This window comes from Streptomyces sp. NPDC055506 (assembly GCF_053643595.1).
Genome location: NZ_JBSHKH010000030.1, coordinates 57774 through 74275 on the forward strand (window position 1 = coordinate 57774; position 16502 = coordinate 74275).

12 protein-coding genes are annotated in these 16502 nt (G+C 74.0%); 9 read left to right on the forward strand and 3 right to left on the reverse strand.

The window, feature by feature from the left end; genetic code table 11:
* Nucleotide 1: 1 nt before the first annotated feature.
* On the reverse strand, nucleotides 2–1876 hold the full coding sequence (locus ACWIF2_RS14460; RefSeq protein WP_454360562.1) for a caspase family protein: 1875 nt from the start codon (nucleotides 1874–1876) through the stop codon (nucleotides 2–4).
* 169 nt (nucleotides 1877–2045) lie between these two features.
* On the opposite strand from ACWIF2_RS14460, the gene ACWIF2_RS14465 reads away from it, so the two are divergent.
* Together ACWIF2_RS14465 and ACWIF2_RS14470 are read left to right on the forward strand one after the other, a co-directional pair.
* On the forward strand, nucleotides 2046–3125 hold the full coding sequence (locus ACWIF2_RS14465; RefSeq protein ID WP_454360564.1) for a hypothetical protein: 1080 nt from the start codon (nucleotides 2046–2048) through the stop codon (nucleotides 3123–3125).
* Nucleotides 3126–3150: 25 nt separating this feature from the next.
* Nucleotides 3151–3846: a response regulator transcription factor gene (locus tag ACWIF2_RS14470; protein WP_454360566.1), complete on the forward strand. Its 696-nt coding sequence runs from the start codon at nucleotides 3151–3153 to the stop codon at nucleotides 3844–3846.
* 37 nt (nucleotides 3847–3883) lie between these two features.
* Here the strand turns inward: ACWIF2_RS14470 and ACWIF2_RS14475 are convergent, their stop codons facing one another.
* Nucleotides 3884–4906: a Gfo/Idh/MocA family protein gene (locus ACWIF2_RS14475; RefSeq protein ID WP_454360568.1), complete on the reverse strand. Its 1023-nt coding sequence runs from the start codon at nucleotides 4904–4906 to the stop codon at nucleotides 3884–3886.
* A 128-nt stretch (nucleotides 4907–5034) separates the two neighbouring features.
* On the opposite strand from ACWIF2_RS14475, the gene ACWIF2_RS14480 reads away from it, so the two are divergent.
* From ACWIF2_RS14480 to ACWIF2_RS14505, 6 genes are all read left to right on the forward strand, one after another.
* Nucleotides 5035–5772, forward strand: a complete 738-nt coding sequence (locus ACWIF2_RS14480; protein ID WP_454360585.1) for a GntR family transcriptional regulator — start codon at nucleotides 5035–5037, stop codon at nucleotides 5770–5772.
* Nucleotides 5773–5918: 146 nt separating this feature from the next.
* Nucleotides 5919–7067 (forward strand): ROK family glucokinase, encoded by a 1149-nt coding sequence (locus ACWIF2_RS14485; protein ID WP_454360570.1) that lies wholly within the window; start codon nucleotides 5919–5921, stop codon nucleotides 7065–7067.
* Complete coding sequence (locus ACWIF2_RS14490) at nucleotides 7064–7645, forward strand: sugar kinase (RefSeq protein ID WP_454360572.1); 582 nt, start codon at nucleotides 7064–7066, stop codon at nucleotides 7643–7645. The genes ACWIF2_RS14485 and ACWIF2_RS14490 overlap by 4 nt, the downstream gene beginning before the upstream one ends.
* A 106-nt stretch (nucleotides 7646–7751) precedes the next feature.
* A complete protein-coding gene (locus ACWIF2_RS14495) occupies nucleotides 7752–10622 on the forward strand; it encodes a DEAD/DEAH box helicase (RefSeq protein WP_454360574.1) in 2871 nt (956 codons plus the stop codon).
* A complete protein-coding gene (locus ACWIF2_RS14500) occupies nucleotides 10619–12850 on the forward strand; it encodes an SWIM zinc finger family protein (RefSeq protein WP_454360576.1) in 2232 nt (743 codons plus the stop codon). Before ACWIF2_RS14495 ends, ACWIF2_RS14500 begins: the two co-directional genes overlap by 4 nt.
* Before the next feature lie 167 nt (nucleotides 12851–13017).
* Entirely contained in the window at nucleotides 13018–15129 is a 2112-nt protein-coding gene (locus tag ACWIF2_RS14505) for an acyltransferase family protein (protein ID WP_454360578.1), read from the forward strand.
* Between the two features lie 62 nt (nucleotides 15130–15191).
* Here ACWIF2_RS14505 and ACWIF2_RS14510 read toward each other — a convergent pair whose 3' ends face one another.
* Nucleotides 15192–15794, reverse strand: a complete 603-nt coding sequence (locus ACWIF2_RS14510; RefSeq protein WP_454360580.1) for a TetR/AcrR family transcriptional regulator — start codon at nucleotides 15792–15794, stop codon at nucleotides 15192–15194.
* A gap of 123 nt (nucleotides 15795–15917) precedes the next feature.
* Here ACWIF2_RS14510 and ACWIF2_RS14515 point away from each other — a divergent pair, with 123 nt between their 5' ends.
* The gene (locus ACWIF2_RS14515; RefSeq protein WP_454360581.1) at nucleotides 15918–16352 is read left to right on the forward strand and encodes a nuclear transport factor 2 family protein; all 435 of its coding nucleotides are present in this window, start codon (nucleotides 15918–15920) and stop codon (nucleotides 16350–16352) included.
* The last annotated feature ends 150 nt before the right edge of the window (nucleotides 16353–16502 follow it).

Genomic DNA, 16502 nt, shown 5'->3' on the forward strand with positions numbered 1-16502 from the left:
CTCACACCTGGGTGCGTACGACCACCTGAGCCGTCCCCCACCGGGCCGCCCCGAGGGCCGGACCGCCCGCGTCCCGGCCGTCCTTGACGCCCGCTCCGATCACTCGCAGCAGGCCGCCTCCACCGGCCGGGGCCGGGCTGAGGCGCGCACCGGAGGGGGCGGCGGAGGACCAGGCGGGCAGCCGGAAGGGCGCGAGGTTCAGCTCCTCCTCCGCGACGATCACCTTCAGCCAGTCCCGGGTGGAGGCACCCCGCACCTTCGAACGCCCCGGCGGCAGCCGCATCCACACGGGCTGCCCGCGCCGGGCCCACCCGGCCCTGCCGTCCCCGATGAACTCGCCCTCGAACAGGTGCGGGGACGAGCCGTAGCCGTCCGTCAGATCGAGGAGCACCGCCCACAGGTCACGTCCGGAGAAGTTGTGGATCCCGACCCGCACCTGCGGTTCACGGCCGTCGGGTGTGTAGGCGCAGACGATCTCACCGTCCGCCGAGTGACACAGACTGCCCACCGGCGTCTCCTCGACGCTGATCCGCACCAGCGACGACAGGAGCGGATCGGGATTGGCCAGGTCCCGGATGTGGTGCCAACGCGCGATGTGGGCGAGGCAGTCGGTGACACCGGCCGCGTCCGCGGGGGACTCCAACGGCAGTTCGGGCACGGGATGCCCGGCGCCGCCCGACACCCGGGCCCTGCCGTCCCCGGCCTCCACGTGCAGGCGCAGCACCCCTTCCGCTTCCGCCGCGGGTGGCCAGTCCGCCTCCAGGACCAGCGCGGGCACCGCCGCGACGGCGTCCGCGACCAGGCGTACGGCGACCGGCTCACCGGACAGCGTCACGACCGCCGGGGGGAACGCCATGGCCGACGGGGTGACGGGGTGCGTCACCCGCTCGTCCTCGGGGGTCGGCTGCCAGTCGACCGGGTCCACCAGGGCCGACTCGGTCCGCACCTCCCGGACCACGACCGTGCGCTCCACGGCGTCCCCGGCCAGGGTGAACTCGGCGCCCTCCGACCGCAGCCCGTGCGCCGCGCCGCAGTTGACCTCCCAGCCCCACGCCGTGTGCCGCAGCAGGAACGGCGAAGCCGGCGCCGGCTCGCCCGACAGGAAGCCGCCGTCCTCCGGACCGCGCAGCTCGGGATGCTGGACGTGGCCCCGGGCGCGCACGCGCGCGTGGGCGAGCGCGTGCACCTCCCCGTACGTGGTCGTCGGTCCGAGACCGTCGAGCGCGCTCAGCAGCGCATGACTGAACAGGCCCCGGGTACGCCCGTCGATGACCTTCTCGTGCGCGAGCTCCTGCGGGCGGCAGGCGGCCAGCAGCACGTGCCGCCCCCGCTCGGGTCCCGGCCCGCCGCCCTCGCGCGCCCCCGTGTGCCACCACGACTGCCAGGGCACGCCCCGGACCGCCGCACCGGCCGGGCCGTCCGGACCCCCTGCGTCCTCCCGTGTCGCGCCGCCCGAGTGGCAGCAGTCCAGCACCGCGACGACGTGGGTGCCGCGGGCGGCGACGCGGTCCAGGAGCGCCCCCAGTTCGGTGTCCCGCAGCACCGGCTGCCCGCCCGGGACGAGGCTGTCGTGGCACACCAGCGCCTGGGACCAGCCGGTGGCCTCGCCCGGGTCGGTGGTCGGGCTCTGGCTGCCGTGCCCGCTGAACCACAGCAGCGCCGTGTCGCCGGGGCCGCTGCTCCCCAGGTGCTCCTCCAGGCCCGCGAGCACGGCCGCCCGGGTCGCCCGGGCGTCGTACAGCGTCCGGACGCGAGGTTCCGGGCCGGTCCTGCCGCGCAGCCAGTTCTCCGCCGCCCGGACGTCGTTGACGCAGCCGCGCAGCGGCGCGCCGGGGTAGTCGTCGATGCCCACGAACAGGGCGTACACGGTGCGCATACGGTGATCATCCCAGGTCCGCAGGGCGCGGGCAGGGCGTTTCCGGGGCGCATGTCGGGCGCCCGCGCAGAACCCCATGACCCCGCGCGTCGCCGCGAGTTGACTTGACTGCGGAGATGGCTGATGTTTGAGCCGCCTTCAGCACCGCGAGTAACGGAAGGAACACCACGTGAGTTTCGGGGGACCCGCCAACCCGTACCAGCCGCCCGGTCCGCCGGCCGGGGGACCGTACCCGCCGCCTCCGGCCACGGGCCCCTACGTACCGCCGCAGCCGGGCCCGGCCCCGTACGGCTACCCGCCGCAGCCACAGCCGTACCCCCATCCCTATCCGCATCCGTATCCGCCGCAGCCTCACCCGGGGCCGGGGCCGGGGCCGGGGCCGGGCGGTCCGCGCGTCGGCGAATGGCCTTCGCTGCGCCAGCTGCTGCGGCAGGGGCGGTCGAACACCTCCGGCTGTGTGTGGCTGTTGCTGCTCGCCCCGTGCACCTGGTTCGCGTTCCTGCCGCTCGTGGTCGGCTACTCGTTCGCGCGCTCGGCCCGCAACCGCGCCCACCGGCTCTTCCCGCGGCACGGGCACCGGGCCGTCGACGACCGGCACGTCACACGCGTGCAGAAGGTGCGGGCCTGGACCGCCGCCGCCATGTCCCTGCTGCTGCTCGCCGTCTACGGCAAACCGGAGGACGTCGCCGAGGCCCAGGAGCAGTACATGATGCGGCTGGCGGTCACCCCGCCGCTGCTGCTGCTGAGCGCGCCCGTCGTGATCGCGGTGCTCTTCCGCTGGGCGTCGGCGGAGCGACGGTCGGACATGCGTGCCAGCGTGCGGGCCGCCCTGCGGTCGGCCGGGTGGTACGTCGGTGCCGTGACGGCCCTTCCACTGCTCGGCGGGGCGATCGTCCTGCTCGGCCGGAACACGTCGTCCTCCGCCGCGGCGACGGACCCCGCCCCCTGGCTGATCATCGCGGCGGCCCTGCCCCTGGTCTGGCTCCTGTTCTTCATCGGCTTCGCCACCGGCCCTGCCATCCGCACCGGATTCAACACCTCGGCCGTGCACGCGGCGCTCCCCGCCCTGCTGACCGGCACCCTGGTGTGGGAGTTCGCGGTCATCAGCCTGCTCGCGGGCGGACTGCCGCCCGGCCCGCCGATGATCCAGGGCCTCGCCGTCCTCGGCGGCCCCGCCTCGGTGACGGCCGTGGTCTGGTGGGAGATCCGCCGCCTGCGCACCCTGTACGGAGTGACGCTGCGCGCCTGACCGCGGCCGTGATTACGTAACGCCCATGACTGCGATCAGACTTCTCCTCGTCGACGACGATCCGCTGGTGCGGGCCGGACTGTCCTTCATGATGGGCGGCGCCGACGACATCGAGATCGTCGGGGAGGCCGCCGACGGCGGCGAGGTGGAGGCGCTCGTCGACCGCACCCGCCCGGACATCGTGCTCATGGACATCCGGATGCCGACGGTGGACGGCCTCACGGCCACGGAGCGGCTGCGTGCCCGCAAGGACGCCCCGCAGGTGGTGGTGCTCACCACCTTCCACGCCGACGAACAGGTGCTGCGGGCGCTGCGCGTGGGCGCCGCCGGCTTCGTCCTCAAGGACACCCCGCCCGCCGAGATCCTCGCGGCGGTGCGCCGGGTCGCGGCCGGCGACCCGGTCCTGTCGCCCACCGTCACCCGTCAGCTGATGCGGCACGCGGTCGGCACCGCCGCCGACACGCGCCGCGCACGCGCGCGTGCCCGCATGGCCGTCCTCAACGACCGCGAGCGCGAGGTCGCCGTGGCGGTCGGCCGGGGCCTCGCCAACGCCGAGATCGCCACCGGCCTCTTCATGAGCGTCGCCACCGTCAAGACACACGTCTCACGCATCCTGGCCAAGCTGGACCTCAACAACCGGGTGCAGATCGCGCTGCTGGCCTACGACGCGGGACTCCTGGACGAGGAGCATGCGGAGCAGGAGGAACCGGAGGGGCACTGACCCGGAGCCGGCCGTCGTACGGGCCCGCCGCCCGCCGTCACGCGAACGTCTGGGCGGCCCCGCCGGGGATCTCCGCCAGGCGCACCGCCCTGCGCTCCCGGCGCGACAGCTCGCACGCCTCGGCGATGCGCAGCGCCTGCAGCGCCTCGCGCCCGTCACAGGGGTTGGCCCGCTCGCCCCGGACGACCTCGACGAACGCGTTCAGCTCCGCCTCGTAGGCCGGCCCGAAGCGCTCCAGGAAGCCCGTCCAGGGCTTGTCCGCGGCCGGCGGCCCGGTCGGTTCGGTGGACGCGATCGGCGTACGGTCGTCCAGGCCGACCACGATCTGGTCGAGCTCCCCGGCGAGCTCCATGCGCACGTCGTAGCCGGCCCCGTTCATCCGGGAGCCGGTGATCGTGGCGAGCATGCCGTCCTCGAGGGTGAGGAGCGCGGCGGCGGTGTCGACGTCGCCCGCCTCGCGGAACATCGCGGGCCCCGCGTCGGACCCGGCCGCGTACACATCGGCCACCTCCCGGCCCGTCACCCAGCGCAGCACGTCGAAGTCGTGGATCAGCGTGTCCCGGTACAGCCCGCCGGACAGCGGCAGCCACGCCGCGGAGGGCGGCGACTGGTCACTGGTCAGCGCCCGCACGGTGTGCAGCCGCCCCAGCCTGCCCGACCGCACGGCCTCGCGGGCGCCCATGTAGCCCGTGTCGAAGCGGCGCTGGAAGCCCATCTGGAGGACCGTCCCGACCGTCTCCACCTCGGCGATCGCGCTCAGGGTCCCCGGCAGATCCAGCGCGATGGGCTTCTCGCAGAACACCGGCAGCCCCGAGCGTGCTGCCCGACCGATCAGTTCGGCGTGGGCGGACGTGTTCGTCGTGATCACCACGGCGTCGACGCCCCAGCGGAAGATCTCCTCCACGCCGGGCGCCGCCGTCTCACCCAGCCGGTGCGCCAGATCCTGGGCCCGCGAGGGGTCCGCGTCCGTGAGGATCAAGGACCCGACGTCGCGGTGCCGACTGAGCGTGTTCGCGTGGATCGTGCCGATGCGGCCCGTACCGATGACCCCGATGCGCATGAAAACAAAGTGCGTGCACAGCTCGCCCCTGTCAATCTGTTTGTCCGGACAATCTGACTACACAACTTCCCGTCAACAACGCACGGAGCTACGCTCGGCCCGTGCCGAAACCAGAAGTGGACCCGACCGTGCAGCTCGAGCTGAGCGTGGACCGCAGCTCTCCCGTGCCGTTGTACTTCCAGCTGTCCCAGCAGCTGGAGGCCGCGATCGAGCACGGCACGCTGACCCCCGGCAGCCTGCTGGGCAACGAGATCGAGCTCGCGGCCCGGCTCGGCCTGTCCCGGCCGACCGTCCGCCAGGCCATCCAGTCACTCGTCGACAAGGGCCTCCTCGTACGCCGCCGCGGTGTGGGCACCCAGGTCGTGCACAGCCAGGTCAAGCGCCCGCTGGAGCTCAGCAGCCTCTACGACGACCTGGAGGCGGCGGGCCAGCGCCCGGCCACGAAGGTCCTGGTCAACACGGTCGAGCCCGCCTCCGCCGAGGTCGCCGCCGCACTCGGCGTCGCCGAGGACAGCGACGTCCACCGCGTGGAACGCCTCCGCCTCGCCCACGGCGAGCCCATGGCCTACCTCACCAACTACCTGCCCCCCGGCCTCATCGACCTCGACACCGACCAGCTGGAGACCACCGGCCTCTACCGCCTGATGCGAGCCGCCGGCATCACCCTCCACAGCGCCCGCCAGTCCATCGGCGCCCGGGCGGCGACACCACCGGAGGCGGACCGCCTGGCCGAGGAGACCGGGGCCCCGCTCCTGACCATGCAACGCGTCACGTTCGACGACACGGGCCGAGCAGTGGAATACGGCACACACACGTACCGCCCGACGCGCTATTCGTTCGAGTTCCAGCTTCTTGTAAGGACATAGCTTCTTGTGAGGACATAGGGGGAGCGCCCTTCTTTTCAGGGGCGCGGGGAACTGCGCGCCCAGCCCCCACCTGCCCGCACTCGGCGACGATCCGCACCACCCCTCTGCTCCGCACCCTGCCGCCTCGTGAGGCAGAATCGGGCCCGATGAGCACCTACCGCGACTTCACCGCCCCCATCGGCTCCCGCCGTGCCACCGTGCTCCGCACGGTCGGCACCCGGGAGCGCCGCTCACACCTGACGGCACCCCGCGTGCCGACGGTCGGCATCGACATCGGCGGTACGAAGGTGATGGCGGGCGTCGTCGACGCCGACGGCAACATCCTGGAGAAGCTCCGCACGGAGACCCCGGACAAGTCCAAGAGCCCCAAGGTCGTCGAGGACACCATCGCCGAACTGGTCCTGGATCTCTCCGACCGGCACGACGTGCACGCCGTCGGCATCGGTGCGGCCGGCTGGGTCGACGCCGACCGCAATCGCGTGCTGTTCGCCCCCCACCTGTCCTGGCGCAACGAACCGCTCCGCGACCGCCTGGCCGAGCGGCTCGCCGTGCCCGTCCTGGTCGACAACGACGCCAACAGCGCCGCCTGGGCGGAATGGCGCTTCGGCGCCGGCCGCGGCGAGGACCACCTCGTCATGATCACGCTGGGCACCGGCATCGGCGGCGCGATCCTGGAGGACGGCCAGGTCAAGCGCGGCAAGTACGGCGTCGCCGGCGAGTTCGGCCATATGCAGGTCGTGCCCGGCGGCCACCGCTGCCCGTGCGGCAACCGCGGCTGCTGGGAGCAGTACAGCTCCGGGAACGCCTTGGTCCGCGAGGCGCGCGAGCTGGCCGCCGCCGACTCTCCGGTGGCGTACGGGATCATCGAGCACGTCAAGGGCAACATCTCCGAGATCAGCGGCCCGATGATCACCGAGCTGGCCCGCGACGGCGACGCCATGTGCATCGAGCTGCTCCAGGACATCGGCCAGTGGCTCGGCGTCGGCATCGCCAACCTCGCGGCCGCCCTCGACCCCTCCTGCTTCGTGATCGGCGGCGGTGTCTCGGCCGCCGACGACCTGCTGATCGGCCCCGCGCGGGACGCCTTCCGCCGGCATCTGACGGGCCGCGGCTACCGCCCCGAGGCCCGCATCACCCGGGCCCAGCTCGGCCCGGAGGCAGGCATGGTCGGCGCCGCCGACCTGGCCCGGCTGGTCGCCCGCCGCTTCCGCCGCGCCAAGCGCCGCCGCGTGGAGCGCTACGAGCGGTACGAGCGGTACGCACAGGCCCGCCGCAGTACCCAGGAGACGCTGTGACCGCTTCGCTGCCCCACCAGGGCCCCTGGCCCGACGAGCCGGAGCGCCCGGTCGAGAACCGCGGCCACATGATCCGCCGCAGGGCCCTCACCCTGCTGATCATCGTGCTGCTCATCGGCATCCCGGCCGGCTACCTGGTGATCTCCGCGAACCAGAGCCGGGACAGCGGCAAGGACAAGGAGGCGAAGTACTCGGCGACCGGCCTCACCGAGGGCTGGCCCTCCAAGCTCCAGCGCCGGATCTACCAGGTGCCCGTCCCGCACCCCGCCTGGCACGTGGCGTACTACGAGACCAACAACTGGAAGACCAGCCGCCTGTACGCCCAGTTCGAGACCAACGCGGCCGGTCTGGACGCGTATCTGACGGGCCTCGGCCTGACCCGGGACGACCTGAAGAAGGGCAAGGTCACCATCGGCGCCCGCGACCGGAAGGTGACCGGCTGGAAGTTCGCCGACGACGGCCTGTGGTCGGGCGTCGTGCACCGGCAGAAGAACCCGGCCCCCACACACGACGTGGTCGTGGATCTGTCCAACCCGGCGTACCCCTGGGTGTTCGTGGTCTCCCGGACCGTGCCCTGAGCCGAAGCCCGGCGGGCCGGTGCGGCCGCCGGGGCCGATTGTCAGACCCCGCCCGTAGAGTCGGAGACAACTGATCCGACACGCGGGACGGGAGGTGGCAGGACGTATGGGCGACACGGCCGTGGTGGCCGCGCGGGTGGGGGAGCCGGCGGTCCCGGTCCGGCTCCCGGCCGTCTTCCTGCCCGCGCCCCTCCCGCGCGACGGGCGGATCGCCTTCTGGGACCCCGAGGGCGAGCCCCTGCGCACCGAGGGCACGGAGGAGTCCGGCCAGGCCCCGGCCACCGAGCTGACCGTCGTACGACGGCACGGCGCCGGTGTGCGGCGCCGGACCACCCCGGCACTCTCCCTTCCGCTGGACGCGGCCCTGCCGCTCCTGGTGCGCGCCCGGCACGACCCCGCCGCGCACCCCGCCACCGCCTGCTGGGGCGCCGCCGCCCTGCACGCCCTGCGGCTCACCGCGCGCGGCCGCCTGCTGCCCGGCCTGACCGCCGCGGGGCACGACGCGTGGCGTGCCGGCCCCCTCGACCCGGACGACATCGCGCACCTGCGCGCGGTGGCCGCCGCCTTGCCGTACGAGGGGCACGCCGTCCCGCTGCCCGGCCCGGGCCCGATCCGTCTGCCGGAACCGGAAGCGCTGGTGCGTGCCTTCCTGGACGCGGTCGCCGACACCCTGCCCCGCACCCCGGCCGCGCCCCACACCTCCGGCAAACCCTTCGCGGCCCGCCAGGCCCAGCGCCTGCCCGACGCCCACGACTGGGCCGCCGAGGTCGCCGCCGGCATGGACGCCGGCGTGCGGATCTCGCTCCGCCTGGACCTGTCGGCGTACGACCTGTTCGACGACGCCTCCGACGGCGGCGTACGCCGTGCCGGAGCGGCGATCGTCCAGGTGCACAGCCTCGCCGACCCGACCCTCGTGGCCGACGCGGCGACCCTCTGGGCGGGCGGGGCCGACGACGCCTTCGGGCCCCGCGCGCGCGTCGACGCGGCCCTCGCGGTCCGCCGCGCGGCCCGGGTCTGGCCCCCGCTCGACCGGCTCTCCGACCAGGACGTGCCCGCCGTGCTGGCGCTGACCGAGGAGGAGCTGAACGACCTGCTCGGAGTCGCGGCCACCCGGCTCGCCGCGGCCGGGGTCGCCGTGCACTGGCCGAGGGACCTCGCCCAGGACCTGTCCGCCACGGCGGTGGTCAGCCCGGCCCCCGGCTCGGCGAAGGACGGCACCGGCTTCTTCGAGAGCGAGGACCTGCTCCGGTTCAGCTGGCAGCTGGCGCTCGGCGGCGACCCGCTCACCGACACCGAGATGGACGCCCTCGCCGAGGCCCACCGCCCGGTCGTCCGGCTGCGCGACCAGTGGGTGCTGGTCGACCCGGCCCTCGTCCGCAAGGCCCGCAAGCGGGACCTGGGCCTGCTCGACCCGGTGGACGCGCTGTCCGTCGCCCTCACCGGCACGGCCGACGTGGACGGCGAGACGGTCGAAGCCGTCCCGGTCGGAGCGCTGGCAGGCCTGCGCGACCGCCTGACCGCCGGGATCCGCCCGGCCGAGCCGCCCCCGGACCTGCGTGCCACCCTGCGCGACTACCAGCTCCGGGGCCTGGCCTGGCTCGAGCTGATGACCTCCCTCGGCCTCGGCGGCTGCCTCGCCGACGACATGGGCCTCGGCAAGACCGTCACCCTCATCGCCCTGCACCTGAAGCGGGCCCGCCCCGAGCCGACCCTGGTGGTCTGCCCCGCCTCGCTGCTGGGCAACTGGCAGCGGGAGATCACCCGCTTCGCGCCCGGTGTCCCCGTCCGCCGCTTCCACGGCCCGGAGCGCAGCCTGGCCGGCCTGGAGGGCGGCTTCGTCCTCACCACCTACGGCACGATGCGCTCGGCGGCACCCGCCCTGGCCGAGCGGACCTGGGGCATGGTCGTCGCCGACGAGGCGCAGCACGTGAAGAACCCCTACTCGGCAACGGCCAAGGCGCTGCGCACGATCCCGTCCCCCGCGCGGGTCGCCCTGACGGGCACGCCCGTCGAGAACAACCTGTCGGAGCTGTGGGCGCTGCTCGACTGGACGACACCGGGCCTCCTCGGCCCGCTGAAGTCCTTCCGAGCCCGGCACGCCCGGGCCGTGGAGACCGGTGAGGACGAGCAGGCGGTGGAGCGCCTGGCCCGGCTGGTCCGCCCTTTCCTCCTGCGCAGGAAGAAGTCCGACCCGGGCATCGTCCCCGAGCTGCCGCCCAAGACGGAGACCGACCACCCGGTCCCGCTCACCCGGGAACAGGCCGCGCTGTACGAGGCGGTGGTCCGCGAGTCGATGCTCGCCATCGAGACCTCCGAGGGCATGGCCCGCCGGGGCCTGGTGCTGAAGCTCCTCACCTCGCTGAAGCAGATCTGCAACCACCCCGCGCTGTACCTGAAGGAGGACGCCGCGCCGGAGCCCGCCCGGCCCGGCGGCGACCGGTTCGCCAACCGCTCCGGCAAACTCGCCCTGCTGGACGAGCTGTTGGACACGCTGCTCGCCGAGGACGGCTCCGCACTCGTCTTCACCCAGTACGTGGGCATGGCGCGGATGATCACCCAGCACCTGGCCACCCGTGCCGTCCCGGTCGACCTCCTCCACGGCGGCACACCGGTCCCGGAGCGGGAGCGCATGGTGGACCGTTTCCAGGCCGGTTCGATCCCCGTTCTCGTCCTGTCCCTGAAGGCCGCGGGCACCGGCCTCAACCTCACCCGCGCGGGCCATGTCGTCCACTTCGACCGCTGGTGGAACCCGGCCGTCGAGGAACAGGCCACCGACCGCGCCTACCGCATCGGCCAGACCCAGCCCGTCCAGGTCCACCGCCTCATCACCGAGGGCACGGTGGAGGACCGTATCGCCGAGATGCTCCAGGCCAAGCGCGCCCTGGCCGACGCCGTCCTCGGCTCCGGCGAGTCGGCCCTCACCGAACTGACGGACCGTGAGCTGTCCGACCTGGTCTCCCTGCGGAGGACGTCATGACGCACAGCGGGGCCGACGAGGCCCGCCGGGCGTTGCGCGCCGCCCGGGAGCAGGCGAACCGGGAGCCGGACCGGGCATCCGCTCCCCGCCCGGAACCTTCCCCGGCCCCTCCACCCGCCGGCCCGGAGACCGCCCGACCGGGGGACGCGGCCCGCGAGGCACTGCGCCGGGCGGTGTCCGAGCGGCGCGGGGCAGACGGGGGTGAGGCGGACTCCCCGGAGGAAGCGCCTGCGACCGGGCATGCCGATGACGCGGTGACCGGCGTGCCGGGTGGCTCGTCGAGCCACGGTGGCAGCGGCGGGGCCCTCGGCCGAAGCACCGCCGGCGACGGCGGCAGCAACGGGCCGGGCGACGGCGGCAGCCGTGGGCCGGGGGCGGCTCCGTCCGGCGAGCCACCCGAGGACGAGGGCAGGAGCGCATCCGCCGACGTGCCGGGAGGCGCCCTCGCCGATGCTCCCGGCGGCGCCACCGAGCAGCCGGGCCCACGCGCGGGGGATGTCGCGCGTGAGGCGCTGCGCGCGGCTCGGGACGACGCGCGGCGGGCACGGGAAGAGACCGCGCGCGAAGGGGCCGGGCGCAGGCGCCGGGCTGCCCGGCAGAGCGCCGCGCACCGGAGGACGGGGCCTGAGCGGCCGACGGGCGACCACACCGTCGGCAGGGGAGGGCGTGACGTACTGCAGTTGCTGGGCGACGCCTTCCGGATGCCTTCGGAAGCCGACGAGCCGGACGCGGCACCCGAGGGCTCCGACGAAACGAGCCCCGGGCGCTCGCCTCACCACGGGGCCGACGCGCCGCACAGCCGGGCGACCCCCGACATGCCGACCCCCGAGAGGCCTGCCCCCGACAGGCCGGCCCCTGACACGTCGGCTCCCGACCACCCCGCGACCTCCAACCCCTGGCCCACCCCGCCCCCGACCCCCCGCACCGCGGTACCCCCTCGCACCACGCCCCGGAAACCCCGCTCCATGGCCGCCCCCGGCCGAGACAGCGAACTCCGCCGTACCTTCCCGGCGTTCCCGCCCCGGGAGCCCGACGGCAAGGGATTCGCCGAGAGCTGGTGGGGGAACGCGTGGGTCGCAGCGCTGGAGCAGGGCGCGCTGGACGTCGCGCGGCTGGAGCGCGGGCGGGGTTACGCGGGGCAGGGGTACGTCGACGCCATCACCGTGACGCCCGGAGTGGTGCTGGCCTACGTACAGGGCAGCCGCCCGCGCCCGTACCGCGTGCAGGTGCGCCTGCGCACGCTCGACGACGCGGACTGGGAGCGGTTCCTGGACGCCGCCGTCGACCGGCCCGGGCATATCGCGGCCCTCCTCGACAAGGAGATGCCCCAGTCCCTCGCGGACTGCGGCGTGCCCCTGCTGCCGGGCCCCGGCGACCTGGAACCGCGGTGCAGCTGCCCCGACCGGGGCCACCCCTGCAAGCACGCCGCCGCCCTCTGCTACCAGACCGCCCGGCTGCTCGACGCCGACCCCTTCGTCCTGCTCCTGCTGCGCGGCCGGGGCGAACGGGACCTGCTCGACGCGCTGTCCCGGCTGAGCGCCACCCGCGCGGCGCGTGCCGCCCAGGACAAGGAACCGGAGCCGCTCCCCGGCGTACGGGCCGGTGACGCCCTCGCCCCGCGCGCCCTCCCGCCCCTGCCGACGCCGCTGCCCACGCCCGCGCACCCCGAGCAGCCCCCGGCCTACCCGGCCTCCCCCGGCGGCCCGGACCCCTTCGCGCTGGACCAACTGGCCACGGACGCCGCCGCCCGGGCGCACGCCCTGCTCGCCACCGGCCGTGACCCGGTCGGGCAGTTGACCCTCTGGCAGGACGCGGTCCGCCTGGCCGCGGCCCGCCCCGGCTCGGGCCTCACGGCGGGCACCCGGGCGCTCTACGCCTCCCTCGCCTCCGCGGCGGGCCGCACGCCGTCCGAGCTGGCCCGCGCGGTCGCCGCCTGGCGTCAGGGCGGACTGGAGGGCCTCGCCGTACTGGAGGAGCCGTGGGACCCGCCGGCCGGCCGGTTCGACCGGGCCCGCCCGCTCCTCCTCGCCGCCGACCTGCCCGCCTTCCGCCCCCGGCGCAACCACCTCACCCACCCCCAGGGCCACGTCCAGCTCCGTCTGGGCCGCGACGGCCTGTGGTACGCCTACGAGTCCGAGCCGGGCCGGGACGACTGGTGGCCGAGAGGCACCCCCGACCTGGACCCGGTGGGCGCACTGACCGGACTCGGCCTGCCGAGCGACCTCTGAGCACCGTCGCGTCTCTTGTCACCGGGCTGAACGCGGGTGAACCGCTGGTTTCGAACGGTTGAATCTTCACCGTTGAGGCGAAGTGGGGGCGACAACGGCGGAACCGCAGGGGGCGGCCGGACCGATCTTTCCATCCGAAGCATGTCGGTCCCCCGAGGAGTCACCTGATGTCGAGCGTCGCGACCGCCGAGATACGCACCGTCCCGGCGAGCGGCAGATCCGCCCCGCCCCAGGGACACGTCCTGCGGCTCGACATCCAGGGGCTGCGCGCGGTGGCCGTCGGGCTGGTGGTGCTCGCCCACGCCGGCGTGTCCCAGGTCAGCGGCGGTTACATCGGTGTCGACGTCTTCTTCGTGATCTCCGGCTTCCTCATCACGTCACTGCTGCTGCGCGAACTCTCCCGCACCGGCCGGGTATCGGTCCGTTCCTTCTACGCCCGCCGGGCACTGCGGTTGCTTCCCGTGTCGTCCCTGGTCATCGCCGTCACGCTGGGCGGGGCGTGGCTGTTCCTGTCCAAGGCGCGGCTCGCCGAGTACGCGGGCGACGCCCTCGCCAGTGCTCTGTACGCGGTCAACTTCCGGCTGGCGGCGGCCGGTACGGACTATCTCGCCCAGAACAGCCCGCCGTCGCCGTTCCAGCACTTCTGGTCGCTCGCCGTGGAGGAGCAGTTCTACCTGGTGTGGCCGCTGCTCCTGCTGCTGACCTGGCGCCTCGCACGCGGCCGGCGCCGACTGGTCGCGGTGCCGTTGGGGGTCCTGTGCCTGGGGTCGTTCGCGGCGGGCCTCCTCGTGACGAACTCCTCGGCGCCCTGGGCGTACTTCGGCTCCCTCACCCGGGCCTGGGAACTGGGTGCCGGGGCGCTCCTGGCGCTGGGCACGGGCCGGCTGGAACGGCTGCCCGCCGCCCTCGCGGCCCCGCTGAGCTGGCTCGGCCTGACCTGCGTCACGCTGGCAGCGGTCTGGTACGACGACGAGACACCCTTCCCCGGGTACCACGCCCTCCTGCCGGTCGCCGGCGCCGTGCTCGTCCTGGCCGGCGGCTGCGCGCCCACCCCGCACGGCGCGGGGTGGCTGCTGGGGCGGCGACCGCTGGTGTGGCTCGGCGGACTCTCGTACGGCTGGTACCTGTGGCACTGGCCGCTGCTGGTCATAGCCCCGGTGGCGCTGGGCCGCGCCGACGGAACGGCCGACCTGCCGCTCGCGCTCGGGCTGTGCGCGGCGGCGCTGGGCCTGGCGTGGCTGACCCTGCGCCTCGTCGAGAACCCGGTCCGTTTCCACCGGGCCTTCCGCAAGCGCCCCCGCCGCGCCCTGGTTCTCGGGGCGGCGCTGTCGGCCGGCACCTCGGCGCTGTCCCTGACGGCGACGGCGGTCCCGCCGACGATCGAGGTGGGCGGCCCAGCACCCCCGCTGGCGCGGACTCTCTCCGACGCACCGGCCCCGCGGGCACGTCTCACCGAACTCCTCGCGTCGTCGCCCACCGCCCTGCCGAGCAACCTCGCCCCGCCCCTGCCGAAGGTGAAGTCCTCCCGCTCCGCGGTCTACCGGGACGGCTGCCACGTCGACTACGCCGCCACCCGCACCGGGCCCTGCGTCTACGGCGACCGGACCTCCTCCCGTACGGTCGTCCTCTTCGGCGACTCCCACGCGGCCCAGTGGTTCCCGGCCCTGCAGCGACTCGCGACCGCACGGGGCTGGAAGCTGGTCTCGCTGACGAAGGCCTCCTGCAAGGTCGCCGACGTGACCATCAACAGCGGCCACAAGCCGTACACCGCGTGCGACACCTGGCGTTCCCACGCCATCGCGAGGATCCGGACCCTGCGGCCCGACCTGGTCGTCGTGTCCTCCTCGGACGCCGGAGACCCGGCCCGCCCCGCCGCCGACCTCCTCCACCAGTGGACGACCGGCTTCGAGAGCACCTTCCGCGGCCTGGGTGCCTCCGGCGCCCGGGTCGCCGCCCTGCTCGACACCCCATGGCCCAAGGGAGACCCGATCGACTGCGCCGCCCGGAACTCCCTGCAACTGCGCGCCTGCGCCAACCACTTGCCTGACGCGACCCACGACGCGACCCGCGGCACCGCCCTCCGCGCCGCCGCGTCCGCCACGGCCACCACAGTCATCGACCCCACCCCCTGGCTCTGCGCCCCCCGCACCGGCATCTGCCCCGTGGTCGTAGCCGACACCGCCGTCTACCGCGACGACAGCCACCTCTCGGAGTCCTACGCCGCCGCGCTCACCCCGCTTCTGGCACCCTCACTGGACCGCCTCGTGGGCGCGCCCTGAACTCATGGGACGATCCCCTCCCCCCACGCACCGCAGCTTGGCGATCATGCCGGACAGCGTGGCTAGTGGGGCCTGTCCGACGGGTGGCGTTCCTCGTCGGCGTCGGGGGCGAGGAGCCGTAGGACTCCGGAGTCCAGGGCGGCCTTGGCGGCATCGACGGAAACGCGGCCGGCGCGCACCTCCTCTCCTGTGGCGTGGCTGAGCGCGAGGACGGCTGCCACCTGCCAGCTGAGCGCGGGTTCCGAGGTGAAGTCCCCTGTCGAACGGCCGCGTTGGAGCAGGCTCGCGATGCGGTCGCTGATCGGCTCGTGCCGCGATGCCTCTTCCTCGGGCGGTGTGGGGCGGGCACCGAGCCGGATCAGCGCGGGGTACGCCTCGGAGACACGCCAGGCCGCGGACAGGAGACGCAGCAGCGCCTCCGGCGCCGGCCCCGAGTCGGCTCCTGCGGCGTCCATCTCCTCCGTCACCTTCCGCGTGATGCGGTCGACGACCGCCGCCAGCAAGTCGTCCCGCGAGGGGAAGTGGGCGTAGACCGTCTGCCGGGTGACCCCCGCCGCTGCCGCTACGGCGGCCATGCCCGCATCCGGCTGCTCACCGAGGAGCCGGACGGCGGCATCCAGGATGGAGATCCGACTGCGCTCGGCATCGGCGCGACGTCGCTTCACGGAAGAACTCAACTCTTACACCTTGTCAAACTTGTCGGCCCCTTCATATCTTACAGAGTGTAAGAGTTAGCGGGGTGGCGGTGTACGGACCACTTCGCGCCACCGCGCCTGGACGGGAGCACCATGCGACCACTGGCACAGAGCACCCCCGAGCGGTTCATCGCCGACTTCCTCGCCACGTTCCACGAAGAGGTCGTGCTGGGTGACCATGACCCCGCTCCGGCGATGGCCCGCTTCTACACCCCGGACATCGTGATGACCAGCGACGGCATACCCCTCGACTGGCACAGGCTCGCCTCCCACATCCACCCCGTGCGCAGGAACCTCGCGCCGGACGCCCGGCCCCGCTTCGAGGTGCACGAGGCCGTCGCGGACGGCAACCGGATCGCGGCACGGCTGACGATCCACGCGCAGACGCGCAGGAAGGCGATCTCCACAGAGGTCATGGCCTTCTACACCTTCACGCCGGACGGCCTGCTGTACCGGTCCCACGGCTTCACCCGGACCGTCACCGGCGGTCCCGAAGACCGAAACACCCCCCGGCGGGAGCAGCGATGAGCGAGGCCAGCTCCAGGTGGGCCGTCGTCGGCATGGCCTGCGTCCGAGACATCGCCCCGCTGCCGTCGACGGCCCCTTGACAGAGCCATGGCCGACACGATGCGTAGGCGCGTCTGTACGATGCACCGCGTCGTGCTCACCTACCTGGCC

Bases quoted from the DNA above. Each gene is read 5' to 3' on its own strand.
- ACWIF2_RS14505 (WP_454360578.1), top strand. From the start codon at position 13,018: ATGTCGAGCGTCGCGACCGCCGAGATACGCACCGTCCCGGCGAGCGGC.
- ACWIF2_RS14460 (WP_454360562.1), bottom strand. From the start codon at position 1,876: ATGCGCACCGTGTACGCCCTGTTCGTGGGCATCGACGACTACCCCGGC.
- ACWIF2_RS14470 (WP_454360566.1), top strand. From the start codon at position 3,151: ATGACTGCGATCAGACTTCTCCTCGTCGACGACGATCCGCTGGTGCGG.
- ACWIF2_RS14515 (WP_454360581.1), top strand. From the start codon at position 15,918: ATGCGACCACTGGCACAGAGCACCCCCGAGCGGTTCATCGCCGACTTC.
- ACWIF2_RS14495 (WP_454360574.1), top strand. From the start codon at position 7,752: ATGGGCGACACGGCCGTGGTGGCCGCGCGGGTGGGGGAGCCGGCGGTC.
- ACWIF2_RS14485 (WP_454360570.1), top strand. From the start codon at position 5,919: ATGAGCACCTACCGCGACTTCACCGCCCCCATCGGCTCCCGCCGTGCC.
- ACWIF2_RS14500 (WP_454360576.1), top strand. From the start codon at position 10,619: ATGACGCACAGCGGGGCCGACGAGGCCCGCCGGGCGTTGCGCGCCGCC.
- ACWIF2_RS14475 (WP_454360568.1), bottom strand. From the start codon at position 4,906: ATGCGCATCGGGGTCATCGGTACGGGCCGCATCGGCACGATCCACGCG.